The sequence below is a fragment of the Treponema phagedenis genome (assembly GCF_008153345.1).
GTDB classification, from domain to species: Bacteria; Spirochaetota; Spirochaetia; order Treponematales; family Treponemataceae; genus Treponema; species Treponema phagedenis.
The window spans coordinates 2,954,850-2,966,897 of sequence record NZ_CP042818.1; the positions used below are offsets into that span (position 1 = coordinate 2,954,850).

A 12,048-nucleotide genomic window follows, 5' to 3' on the forward strand; every position below is an offset into this window, starting at 1 on the left:
ATTCCAAACGATGTTTAAAAGCATCAACAGTAAATTATAAATTCGTATAAAATATCGTGCAGTATATTTTTTAAATACAAAGAGAATTTCTGTAAAGTCCAAACCATAGCGTCCAAAAGAGCAATAACAGGATAGTTTATTGTGAAGCGGTTACTGACTGCGAGCGGGACAAAATCAAAATATTTTGTTAGAATTGTCAAGGAGGAAATTATGGTGCTTACGGGAGCTTTAGTAAACGGAATTGTAATTATAGCCGGCTCATGCTTGGGCTTACTTTTAAGAAAAGGAATTCCGAAAAGAATCGGTGAAACAGTTATACAGGGAATGGCGCTGGTTGTATTTTTTATAGGATTTTCCGGAGCACTTAAGGGACAATATATTTTAATTGAAATTATTTCAATCGCAATAGGCGCAATTATCGGAGAAGTCCTTGATTTGGAAAAGAAAATTCATCAACTTGGTTATATGGCAGACAAACTTTTTAAAGCTGTGGGAAAAGATGTCTCGCTGTCAAAAGGCTTTGTCGTGGCAAGCCTTTTGTTTTGTGTCGGAGCGATGGGAATTGTCGGCGCATTGCAAAGCGGCATGCAATTAAATCACGAAATCTTATTTGCAAAATCTCTCATTGACGGAATTACCTCAATAATTCTGACAACTACATTAGGTGCGGGCGTTGCATTGTCCGGCCTTATGGTATTTTTATATGAAGGCGGTATTGCGCTTATAGCAAAATTAATTGCGCCGTATTTAACCACTGAAGTTATTAATGAAATCAATTGCGTAGGCTCTATCATGATAATCGGTTTAGCGTTTAACATGCTGAATATTACAAAACTGAAAATCATGAACTTTGTACCGGCAGTATTTATTCCGATCATCCTGCTTGCAATTTTTAAGTAGAAGAAATTGAATCCGATTCAGCATTTTTTTGACAACTCGATTAGTTTTTAATACGTCTTATACAAAAGAGTCCGACACGGCGCAACGGTGAGTAATTTACCATCGGCGAGAACTAAACCTACGTGTTTACAAACAAAACTTTAATATTTAGGGTTTTTGTTTGTAAACATCGCTGCTGCGCGAAACCACGGGCGTCCGTGGCGATTCTGATTGTGTTTTTTGCCAAACCGCGTGTAAAGTTACACTGTGCTAGTGTAGCGTTTTGTAATTAACTTCCTGTTATAAAAATCGGAGTATCAACAATAAGGGACTGTGGATTTAAGCATTCCTATGGTAAATTGCCCACCGTTGCTCAATTCTAAACGATGTTTAAAAGCATCAACACTGTTTTGTAAAATTGAAGCTTTTAAACTCGTAGGCGAAGCAAAGGTAGAAATTCCAAGATTTCGCCGTTGCGCCGTGTCGATTTCTTTTTTATTAAATAGAGAAAATGGTTTTGCTATACAGGCTGCAACTTAATTTTGCGCCGATGTTTGCGGAATATCTTTTTTATAGATGAGGGCGGGGGCTTTCCCGAAGCCTTCAAATCGGGTAAAGGTTGCAATTTCGTAAAACCCTTGTTGTTGATAAATATATTTTGCCGCGGTCCACTCATTGTGCACAAGTAAAAGTTGGGTATCGATTTTCGGGTAGTCCGAGCAGATGGTATCAATTGCCGAACGAAAAAAGAAACTTGCCAGGCTCTCCGTTTTTCCGTGTCGCAGTACTTTTTTTCCGCGATTGTTTTTTGCCAGCGCAAACGAAGCAATATATAGTACTTTTCCTTCTTCGCGATGTCTTTCCTTAGCCGAATGCCCGAGTGCAAAAAATTCATCTTTCATTGGGGGAAGCTCTTCCCATAGCTCAGCACTCAAATAGGCAAGAATTTTTTCTTCTTCCGCTCGTTCGCCTTTTGCCGGAGTTTTGCATAAAAGATAAAAACAGTTGCCCGCATGACGGATCCTTTCTGCAAAGGTTTCGGGAGATTCCACAATTTCCGAAGAAAAACTTTCGGTTTCAATTTCTAAAATACGCGGCAAATCTTTTTCATTCGCAAGGCGCAAGCAAAGTTCATCGGGTTTGATCTGTTTCACCGCTAATTCCGATTCAATTGATTTTGATTTGTCTGTTTGTCTCATAATAAATTTGCCCATAAACTATCAATCGTTATATGTTTATTATATGGATTGATTTAGCGTTTCTTGTTTTCAGTTCTTTCGTAACGATTTTACCGTAAGTCTACAAATTTTACAAGCAGATGTAATGTACAGACCGGAGCTTGCAGATGAAAAATAACCACATATAAATATTTGAGGAATAGAAAATTATATTAGGTTGATGGCAAAATTATTCCTGCAATAGAAACGGCGCGGCAAAATACGGGTATCTGCAAAATGCCTACTGTACAGTCTTATTTTTTTCTGTTAAGCTTGTGCCATGACAATCAAAGAAAAACTCAAAATTTTACATTCGCTTTTTTGGGCTTTTTTTAAGATAGGCTCAGTAACTTTTGGCGGCGGTATTGCGATGCTACCGATTCTTAAGCGAGATTTAGTTGACGATAAGAAGTGGCTGACCGAAGAGGAAATTATCGATTATTTTGCCATCGGGCAGTGCACGCCGGGAATTATTGCGGTAAATGTGGCAACGTTTTCGGGCTATAAAAGGTTGGGGCTTTTGGGAGCAATTATTGCTACTGTGGGAATTGTAACTCCTTCAATTATCGTTATTACCATTATTGCAGCCTTTATCAGCAACTTTCAGGATATTGTCTGGGTGCAAAAAGCATTTAAGGGTATCAATGTTGCCGTTGCCATGCTTTTAATTCGGGCTGTATACGATTTCGGCAGAAAAACAGTGTTTGATATTGCGACTTTTGCTATTGCCGCCGCCGCCTTTATAGCCATGGCGATGTTTAATGTGTCGGGTATCATTATTGTGCTTTGCTCGGGCTTGCTGGGCTATGTTTTTCAGTATTTTAAAGTGAAGGCTGAAGGAGGAGAAAAATGAGTTTGCCTGCATTGTTTTTTCTTTTTTTCTATATCGGGTTTTGCACAATCGGCGGCGGTTTGGTTTCTATCAGTATTATGCAGCAGGAACTGGTTTCGCGGGGGCTCATCTCGCCGGAGAACTTTTATGCAATGGTTGCAATTTCTGAATCAACTCCGGGACCGATCGGAATCAATATGACAACATACATCGGCTATGAGCTTTACGGTGTAGTCGGCGATTTAGTGGTAACAACGGGTATTGTTTTGCCGTCTTTGATTACTATTGTGTTAATTGCAAAATACTCATCAAATTTTCAGGACACCCCGATAGTAAAGAAAACTTTTTATGGCTTACGAGCGGGAGCTACCGGTATGATTGCCGTCGCTGCATGGAATGTACTCAATGTTGCATTGCTTACTGTTCCGCGCTTTTTAAGTACAAAAAAAATACTTGATATCGGGAACTGGAAAGCAATAGGCTTTTTTACTCTTTTATTTGTGCTCAGCACGATTTTTAAAAAAATCCATCCGATAGTATTTGTTGTTGCCGGAGCAATTTTAGGCGTTTTGTTTTTTTAAAACCACACCCCGTGCGCTAAGGCTTTGCCTATGGTAAATTGCCACCCTTGCGAAATTCTAAACGATGTTTAAAAGCATCAACACTGTTTTGTAAAATTAAAGCTTTTAAACTCGTAGGTTTCATTTTGCCATGGACGGCAAAACTCAGAACGGGCATGGATGCCCGTGGTTCCAAGCAGAATTGAGTTTGAAAACTATCACAGCTATATAAACAGGAGTTTTTAAACTCATAGGTTTCATTTTGCCACGGACGGCAAAACAAAACCGTTGTGTCAGACTCTTTTTATAAAATTTTTTACGTTTTGGTAAGATGCATTAAAAACGAATCGATTTATTAAAAAAACGCTGTAGTAGGAGATACAAGAGGCTCTCTAAAGAGAAAAGTTTATATATAAGGCAACGCCCAAGAATGTATGATTCTCGTTCTCCATGCGTAAGCCCTGATTTAATCTCTCCCACGACAAGAGCTGAGAAAACTCTTTTCATGTACAGCGGATAATAAGTCGATATTATTTTTATCGCTCTCGTTGCAACAATCGCAAATGCCGATGAATGGACTGAAATAGAAATGTTTGCACAAAAAATGAACAGTTTTTTAGGCAATATATTGCACTTGAAAACGGCATCCCGACACATGACACCATCCGCCGTGTTATGGCCCATCGGAACACAAATGAACATTGCAAAAATGATAAAAAAAGAGTGCAAAGCTGATTATGTTCTTGCGGTAAAGGAGAATCAAAAAACGCTCTACGATGATATTTCTGACTATTTTCGTATTGACGAAATAAGAGAAAACCTTACAGCGTGCGAAAATTACCGAAGTACATCTGAAAAAGCACACGGACAATTTGAAACAAGAAACTTTTATATAACTGATGACATTGCATGGCTTTCAAATAAGAGCAAGTGGGAAGGCATAAAAAGTATCGGCATGGTAGAAACCGTTATCACAAAAGGAGAGAAAACGACCATCGAACGGCGGTATTACATCAGTTCTTTGGCTGCTCATATCGACTTATTTATGAAAGCGGTGCGCAGACATTGGGCGATAGAAAGTATGCATTGGCATTTGGATGTTACGTTCAAAGAAGATGCGAACACCACGATAGACAAGAATGCCGCAATGAACCAAAATATTATTCGCAAATGGGCACTTGCAATTCTCAAACGGGTAGAACATATCCACGGCAAAAAATATTCAGGTGAAAGCTAAGCGCTACGCAATGAGTTTAGACCCGTTCGGCAGTTTAGCACAAGCATTATCAATCTAATTCTTCACGAAACACTTAAAAAAAAGATTATTTTTACTGCAAAGGAAAGAATAAAAATCTTCTTAGCTCTTGTCGTGTGAAAAACCTGGTATAACGTTTTGTAATTAAGTTGCTGGTATACTAATCGGGGCATTGGTAATAATAGCTTGCAGATTCAGCATCTCTATGGTAAGTTTGCTCGCCGTTGCGCCGTGTCGGGCTCCTTTTTATAACAGGGAGTTTTCAAACTCGTGGTTTAGTTTTTGCCACGGATGTCAAAACTCAGAACCGCCACGGACGATCGTGATTCCAAACAGAAGCGACGTTTTAAAGCAAAAGTATTTGCAAAGTTTTAAAACTTGCAGGGTTGCTTAAATCATTTCATGCAAATTAACGATAAGTTTCGCGCTAAAATTTGCCGATAACAGATAAAAGGAGTATCTTTTAGCAGATTATCCTTTGTTTTAAAGCCCACCGGTAGGAGTACAGTCCCCCGCCTGTCTGGTAATTCAAAGCAAAAAAGACTATAATGCAGGATAATAAACATTAAATCGCAGAGGAAAATTTCAGGAATTACTTCATGCCCGCTTGAGCGGTTAATATACTAAATTCCTCAAAAACTTTTTAGTTAAGGATACAGGTTAAGCAAGTGTTTGAAATAGCACAGGCTTGTTTAGCTGCCCGAGTTTGTTTTATATTTTGCGGGCAAAACATTGTTGATTGGATGCAGTTGGTATGAGTCCGAATTTTATCCGGCGGATATACTGCGGGATAAGCTTTTTTCGGAATTTCATGATTTCTCAAAATTTTTTACTTTAAGGAGAGTATATGCTTCAAGACCTTTCATCAAATGCACGAAGACTGCTGATTGAGTTAAGCCAAACAACCGCCAGAAGATTAAACGCAAATCTTTTGCAGCCGGAGCATGTTTTGCTTGCCTTGGTGCAAAATAAACTGGGCAAAGGCTTTGAGCTTTTAGAAAAACTCAATATCAATTTATTAAGTTTTCAACTTGTTCTTGAGCAAAGCACCCCGTCTCGTGAAGGGCCTCCCGTATTGGGCGAAATTCCTCCGTCGGGCAGAATAAAAAATATGCTGGATGCTGCGGCAATAGAAGCTCGAACACTGCGCCACAATTATATCGGCACCGAGCATATTATTCTTGCCTTTGCGCGAGAAGAGCAAAGTTCTTTGGCGCAGCTTTTTACTCAGGAAGGGATTCTCCTCTCCGATGCCAGGAGGATTGCGATACGTCTTTCCGCTCCCTCCGAAGCTGTAAAACCAAAACAGGATAAACAAAGCATTTTACCGGAATTCAGCACCGACCTTACGGAGATTTCTCAAAACGGTGAGCTTGACCCGGTTATCGGCAGAGCGAAAGAAATTAAGCGCGTTATTCAAATTCTATCCCGAAGACGAAAGAACAACCCCGTTTTAATCGGAGAGCCGGGCGTCGGCAAAACGTCAATCGTGGAGGGACTGGCTGCAGCAATTATCCGTGAGGAAGTTCCTCACTCTCTTTTAAACAAACGGGTTATTGCCCTTGATTTAGGTTCAATTATAGCCGGCACCAAGTACCGCGGGCAATTTGAGGAGCGGCTCAAGCGTATTTTAAAAGAAGCTTCCGATTCTAAAGATATTATTCTCTTCATCGATGAGCTGCATACCCTCATTGGGGCGGGCGGCTCGCAGGGCTCCCTTGATGCGGCAAATATGCTCAAACCCGCACTTGCGCGCGGCGACATTCAGTGCATTGGAGCAACCACCCTTGAAGAATACCGTAAATACTTTGAAAAAGACGCTGCCCTTGAACGCCGTTTCCAAACCGTTATGATTAACGAGCCCTCATTTGAAGAAACCTGCGAGATACTGCGCGGCTTAAAGTCAAAGTATGAAGAGCATCACCGCGTTGAATACACCGAAGAATCGATTGTTAAGATTGTAGAACTTGCAAAACGCTATATACCCGATAGGTTTTTTCCCGACAAAGCGATTGACGTAATGGACGAAGCGGGCGCAATGAAAAAAATTGAGCATGATGAAAGCCCAAAAGAACTTGCGATTATAAAATCTAAAATAGAAGATCTCAGCAAAGAAAAAGAAGCTCTTGTTGCATCGCAAAATTTTGAACAAGCGGCTATTGTTCGTGATGAGGCTAAAGAATTGCGCACCCAGCTTGCACAATTAAAAATGGAACAGCAAAATGAACAGCCGATTGTTTCCATCCTCTCCGAAGATATTGCGGAAACGGTTTCGTTAATGACGAATATTCCAATCCGCTCGCTGGGTGAAGACGAAACAAAACGAATTATGAACATTGAAACAGAACTGCGCAAAAAAGTTATCGGGCAGGACGAAGCGGTGAGCATACTTTCAAATGCAATCCGCCGTTCTCGCGCGGGCATTGCATCGCCCGAACGCCCCATCGGTTCTTTCTTATTTTTAGGCCCGACCGGCGTCGGAAAAACGCTGCTTGCAAAAACTCTTGCGGAATTCCTTTTCGGCTCCGCCGAGTCGCTGATTAGAATTGACATGAGTGATTATATGGAAAAACACAACGCATCCCGCCTTGTCGGAGCGCCGCCCGGATACATCGGTTTTGAAAACGGCGGCATGCTGACCGAAAAAGTGCGTCGCCAGCCATACTCGGTAATTCTGCTTGACGAGATCGAAAAAGCACATCCCGATATTTTCAATCTGCTTTTGCAAGTTTTGGAAGAGGGAGAATTAAAAGACAATCTCGGACACACGGTAAATTTCCGCAACACGGTCATTATTATGACAAGCAATGCGGGGTCTCGCTCTATTACAACCGATCGGCAACTCGGTTTTACCAATTCAACCGAAGGTATTATAGATTACGCCGATATTCGGGCAAACGCACTCAACGAAATAAAAAACTTTTTCTCGCCCGAGTTTATCAATCGGCTTGATGAAACGCTTGTCTTCATGCCGCTTGGCAAAAAAGAAATAGAATCAATTTTGATGATTGAGTTTGAGAAACTTTTTGCGCGGCTTAAAAAGAAAGATATTCATTTGCATCTAAGCGATGAAGCAAAAGAATTCTGTATTGAAAAAGGCTATGATCCGGCATACGGCGCCCGCCCGATGCGCAGGCTTTTGCAAACGGAAATTGAAGACCGCCTTGCGCTTTTAATCATCGACGGCACCGTTTCTTCCGGCGACACTGTTGACATACAGATAGAAGGGGACGGCTTACAGCTTACCTGCCAACCCGGAATTATCGGCTTGCCGCAAGAAACTTCGGACATTCCTATTACCTGTGAACCCGAGGTTTAGTCCTTTTTCAGGCGGCAAAAAAGGCTTTTTCCATATATGCGTGAAAAGATAATTGTAGGCATTGATCCCGGGCTTGCCTCTGCCGGATACGGCGTGGTAGCGCAGTCGGGAAGTCGACTGCGCTGCCTCACGTACGGTGTAATTCAAACAAAGCCTGAAAACACACAAGGAGAACGGCTTGCGATAATTTTCGATTCCATCGGCGGAGTGCTGAAAGAGTTCACCCCTGATGCAGCCGGAATTGAAACCCTTTATTTTGCAAAAAACGTAACAAACGGATTATCAGTCGCCGAAGCGCGCGGAGTTATACTTTTAGCATTTGCACAATGGCAAATCCCTGTACGGGAATACGCCCCCAACGCCATAAAAAAAACCGTAACCGGAATAGCGCAAGCAAATAAACATCAAGTGCAAGAATCGGTCAAAATCCTATTAGGCTTAAAAACCGCACCAACCCCCGACCACGCCGCCGATGCCCTCGCAGCCGCCATTACCGCCGCACACACAGACAGCTTTTTGTGAAAACCCTAAAAAACGCTTTTATTCAAAAACTACAGTGCAGCGTTCTTTCAATACCTGAATTGTCAAGTTAAACTAGACACGGATGTACAATCAGAACGGGCACGGACGCCCGTGGTTCCATGCAGAAACGATGTTTTAAAGCAAAACTATTTGCAAAGCTTTAAAACTCGTAGGTTACTTTTTGACACGGATGTCAAAATCAGAACCGCCACGGATGGCGGTGGTTCTATGCAGAAATGAGTTTTGTCCGTACAAAAAAGTAAATGGGCAAAACTCATTGTGAAGCATTGTACACGGATGTACAATCAGAACGGGCACGGACGCCCGTGGTTCCAAACAGAAGCGACGTTTTAAAGCAAAACTATTTGCAAAGCTTTAAAACTCGTAGGTTACTTTTTGACACGGATGTCAAAATCAGAACCGCCACGGATGGCGGTGGTTCTATGCAGCAATGAGTTTTGTCCGTACAAAAAAGTAAATGGGCAAAACTCATTGTGAAGCATTGTACACGGATGTACAATGCTTCACATGCGTTAGGCATACGGAGGACGGCGAGCGCTTTTTCAAAAGCGCGAAGCCGGATCCTTTTTGCGCGCCTAAAATAGCGCAAAAAGAGCCGCAGCGACAGCGGAGCCCGTAGTACGCCGGCGGTTTGCGAGTGCGTTGTTTCGGCATGCTATAAAACAAAGCCGAATTTTTATACGCTTCAAACCGCAACGCCCCGATTGGGTATTATTTAGATTCTCCGCGGAGTGTACGTTTCGCTAAAAAGCATAGTGATGAAATTACCCTTGATTAACAACGGGTATGATTTGTCTATTTCATTTTTTAGCGTGAAAGTGTAAAATGAGGATGGCTATAAAACAAATGCGAAAGGAAATAATTATGACAAATGATATTGCGGCGCGTGTTCAAGCGTGCAGGGATTTTTTTGATACAAATGCAACAAAGCCGTATGCGTTTAGAATTGCGCAGTTGCAAAAACTGAAAACGGCATTGAAGGAAAATCAGCAAAAACTTTTGAATGCGCTTTACTCGGATTTGCATAAAACCGAGATGGAAGGATATTTTTCGGAGCTCGGAATAGTGTATGAAGAATTGAACTTTATAATGAAGCATCTAAAAAAATGGATGAAACCGAAAAAAGTAAAAACGCCGATCGCGCAATTTCCCGCAAAGAGTTCAATTCTTTATGAGCCCTTCGGTACCGTTTTGATTATGTCACCTTGGAATTATCCGATTAACTTAACGCTTGCGCCGTTAGTGGGCGCCATCGCTGCGGGGAATTGTTCAGTCGTAAAACCGTCCAATCAAACGCCTGCAACTGCTGCGGCGCTCAAAAAGCTTTTATCCGAAAATTTTCCCGAAGAATATATTTCCGTGGTGGAAGGCGGCAGAAAAGAAAACACCGAGCTGTTAACACAAAGGTTTGATTATATTTTTTTTACCGGCGGTATACAGGTTGGAAAAACTGTAATGGAAGCGGCGGCAAAACATCTTACGCCGATAACGCTTGAACTTGGCGGGAAAAGTCCTTGCATTGTAGAAAAATCCGCAAACATAAAAATTGCGGCGCGGCGTATTTTATTCGGTAAATCCTTGAATGCCGGTCAAACCTGCGTTGCGCCCGATTATCTTTTAATTGACGAAAGCATAAAAGAAGCATTTATCGCGGAAGCAAAAAATGTTTTCAAAGAGTTTTTCCCAACGGAAACATATTTGCAAATGCAGCTGCCGCGAATCGTAAATGATAAACACTTTGAGCGACTCAGCAATCTTTTACACGACGGAACGCTTGTGGTCGGCGGCAGCACCGAAACAAACAGCAGATTTATTGAGCCGACAATTATCGAGAATATTGATTTTGATTCTCCGATAATGCAGGAAGAAATTTTCGGCCCGATTTTGCCGGTTATTACTTACAAAGATTTGAATGCCGCCATCAGCGAAATTAAAAAACGGGATAAGCCTCTTGCGCTGTATCTTTTTACCGAAGATAAAAGCATAGAGAAAAAGATTTTAACCGAATTGTCATTCGGCGGCGGCTGTGTAAACGACACGATTGTGCATCTTGCAACAAATTATTTGCCTTTCGGCGGAGTCGGCTATTCCGGCATGGGAAAATATCACGGCGAAGAAAGCTTTAAAATTTTCAGCAATGCAAAAAGCATTTTGAAAAAATCAACTCTTTTTGATTTAAAACTGCGCTATCATCCCTACTCCGAATCAAAATACAACACCATAAAAAAATTTATGTAAAGAGGCGCTGTACAAGCTTCCCATACGGAAGCGTTCGCAAAGTAGATATTCCAAATGCGCGGTGGTTTTTATGCGCGGATTTTATACCACGCAACTCCGTTGTCATCGATTGTCTCAATTACTTTGCCCAATTGAACAAGATGTAATAAATGAGCGGCGGCTTCTCCGGCAGCAAACCATTTTTGCGAAGGCGGAAAGTTCTCCCAGTTTTTAGCGCGAATATCCCAGTGCATACGGCAGGTAACATCTCGGACTGTCAGAGCTTCGTCTTGGCGCAGGATAGACATAATTTCGTCAAGCCGCACTCGGTGATGATGCAGTATTTCGTCTATGCGCTTATTCACATCATCAACAAGAAAGCGATGCGAACTGAAAAGATGGTCAATGGAGTAGTTTTTTATTTTGTTGAGGTTCTTCATGTATATCCCCAGTGAATCTCCGAATTCTTCTCCCCAATAAGTTATATTTGGAGTGATTTTTCCTAAAATATGATCTCCGCAAAAAAGAATTTTTTTCTCCGCTTCATACAAGCCGAGCATGCCGGGTGTATGCCCCGCTTCGTCTAAAAACACAAAGTGAAAATCACCGATACTCAATGTATCGCCGGGCTTACAGGGAATATAAGAGAAAGACTTTTCGGACCTGTTTTTAAATCCCGGATGCTCCTCAATTTTAAGCCCTTCTATATCCATCCCCTGCCTATGAGAATTTTTTATAATTCTTTGCCAATGGGAACTCTCTTTTTTAAAACCGTTTTTTATAATAGCGCCGTCAACCGCCGAAAGATAAATTTTCCTCACTCCTTTTCCCTGCAAAAAACTTGCCAACCCTATGTGATCCGCATGAAGATGCGTTAAAAAAAGCGCCGTGTTATTTAAATCAATTTTTAATTCATTCAGAAAAAGCATCATATGCTCCCGCACTTCCTCATTGTTAAAGCCGGTATCTACTATGAGCGATTCTTCCGGAGTTTTTATGATGAATATATTGATTGATTTTAAAGGATTGCCGGTTAGCGGAATCTCTTTCATAAAAATATTTTGATAAACTTCTTTCATTTGTTTCCCCTAAACTTCTTATCGAAGTTTTTTCATTTCTTTTTCCTTATGTAAAATATTTTATAATTATAGCACTATCAATCTATTATTTATACTGATTTTAGTCCAATCTTTGCAATTAAAATTTTTAAAGCATAAATTCAGCTG

The 12,048-nt window shown here is 41.2% G+C and carries 10 protein-coding genes; 8 read left to right on the forward strand and 2 right to left on the reverse strand.

The window, feature by feature from the left end:
* Positions 1-210: 210 nt before the first annotated feature.
* Together FUT79_RS12940 and FUT79_RS12945 are read left to right on the forward strand one after the other, a co-directional pair.
* Positions 211-900, forward strand: a complete 690-nt coding sequence (locus tag FUT79_RS12940; RefSeq protein ID WP_024753082.1) for a DUF554 domain-containing protein — start codon at positions 211-213, stop codon at positions 898-900.
* A 312-nt stretch (positions 901-1,212) separates the two neighbouring features.
* Entirely contained in the window at positions 1,213-1,419 is a 207-nt protein-coding gene (locus tag FUT79_RS12945; protein ID WP_024753081.1) for a hypothetical protein, read from the forward strand.
* On the opposite strand, the gene FUT79_RS12950 is transcribed toward FUT79_RS12945, so the two are convergent.
* A complete protein-coding gene (locus FUT79_RS12950; protein WP_148879183.1) occupies positions 1,416-2,078 on the reverse strand; it encodes a hypothetical protein in 663 nt (220 codons plus the stop codon). The two genes, FUT79_RS12945 and FUT79_RS12950, sit on opposite strands and share 4 nt — an antisense overlap.
* Positions 2,079-2,376: 298 nt before the next feature.
* Between FUT79_RS12950 and FUT79_RS12955 the strand changes: the two genes are divergently transcribed.
* The 6 genes from FUT79_RS12955 to FUT79_RS12990 all read left to right on the forward strand — a co-directional run bounded on the left by FUT79_RS12955 (position 2,377) and on the right by FUT79_RS12990 (position 10,843).
* On the forward strand, positions 2,377-2,949 hold the full coding sequence (locus FUT79_RS12955; protein WP_002699166.1) for a chromate transporter: 573 nt from the start codon (positions 2,377-2,379) through the stop codon (positions 2,947-2,949).
* Positions 2,946-3,509 carry a chromate transporter gene (locus FUT79_RS12960; protein WP_002699164.1) on the forward strand — a complete coding sequence of 188 codons (564 nt, stop codon included), beginning with the start codon at positions 2,946-2,948 and terminating at the stop codon, positions 3,507-3,509. The genes FUT79_RS12955 and FUT79_RS12960 overlap by 4 nt, the downstream gene beginning before the upstream one ends.
* 673 nt (positions 3,510-4,182) lie before the next feature.
* Positions 4,183-4,725, forward strand: coding sequence for an ISAs1 family transposase (locus tag FUT79_RS12965; protein WP_162147461.1), 543 nt, complete (start codon positions 4,183-4,185; stop codon positions 4,723-4,725).
* An 865-nt stretch (positions 4,726-5,590) separates the two neighbouring features.
* Positions 5,591-8,062 carry an ATP-dependent Clp protease ATP-binding subunit gene (locus FUT79_RS12975; protein WP_024753077.1) on the forward strand — a complete coding sequence of 824 codons (2,472 nt, stop codon included), beginning with the start codon at positions 5,591-5,593 and terminating at the stop codon, positions 8,060-8,062.
* 36 nt (positions 8,063-8,098) lie between these two features.
* Positions 8,099-8,584 carry a crossover junction endodeoxyribonuclease RuvC gene (ruvC, locus tag FUT79_RS12980; RefSeq protein WP_002697999.1) on the forward strand — a complete coding sequence of 162 codons (486 nt, stop codon included), beginning with the start codon at positions 8,099-8,101 and terminating at the stop codon, positions 8,582-8,584.
* Between the two features lie 885 nt (positions 8,585-9,469).
* On the forward strand, positions 9,470-10,843 hold the full coding sequence (locus FUT79_RS12990; protein WP_024753074.1) for an aldehyde dehydrogenase: 1,374 nt from the start codon (positions 9,470-9,472) through the stop codon (positions 10,841-10,843).
* A 68-nt stretch (positions 10,844-10,911) separates the two neighbouring features.
* Here FUT79_RS12990 and FUT79_RS12995 read toward each other — a convergent pair whose 3' ends face one another.
* Positions 10,912-11,901 carry an MBL fold metallo-hydrolase gene (locus FUT79_RS12995; RefSeq protein WP_002698671.1) on the reverse strand — a complete coding sequence of 330 codons (990 nt, stop codon included), beginning with the start codon at positions 11,899-11,901 and terminating at the stop codon, positions 10,912-10,914.
* Positions 11,902-12,048: the final 147 nt, after the last annotated feature.

Coding starts and splice junctions, on each gene's coding strand:
- FUT79_RS12940 (WP_024753082.1), top strand. CDS start 211: ATGGTGCTTACGGGAGCTTTAGTAAACGGAATTGTAATTATAGCCGGC.
- FUT79_RS12950 (WP_148879183.1), bottom strand. CDS start 2,078: ATGAGACAAACAGACAAATCAAAATCAATTGAATCGGAATTAGCGGTG.
- FUT79_RS12955 (WP_002699166.1), top strand. CDS start 2,377: ATGACAATCAAAGAAAAACTCAAAATTTTACATTCGCTTTTTTGGGCT.
- FUT79_RS12960 (WP_002699164.1), top strand. CDS start 2,946: ATGAGTTTGCCTGCATTGTTTTTTCTTTTTTTCTATATCGGGTTTTGC.
- FUT79_RS12965 (WP_162147461.1), top strand. CDS start 4,183: ATGAACATTGCAAAAATGATAAAAAAAGAGTGCAAAGCTGATTATGTT.
- FUT79_RS12975 (WP_024753077.1), top strand. CDS start 5,591: ATGCTTCAAGACCTTTCATCAAATGCACGAAGACTGCTGATTGAGTTA.
- ruvC (WP_002697999.1), top strand. CDS start 8,099: ATGCGTGAAAAGATAATTGTAGGCATTGATCCCGGGCTTGCCTCTGCC.
- FUT79_RS12990 (WP_024753074.1), top strand. CDS start 9,470: ATGACAAATGATATTGCGGCGCGTGTTCAAGCGTGCAGGGATTTTTTT.
- FUT79_RS12995 (WP_002698671.1), bottom strand. CDS start 11,901: ATGAAAGAAGTTTATCAAAATATTTTTATGAAAGAGATTCCGCTAACC.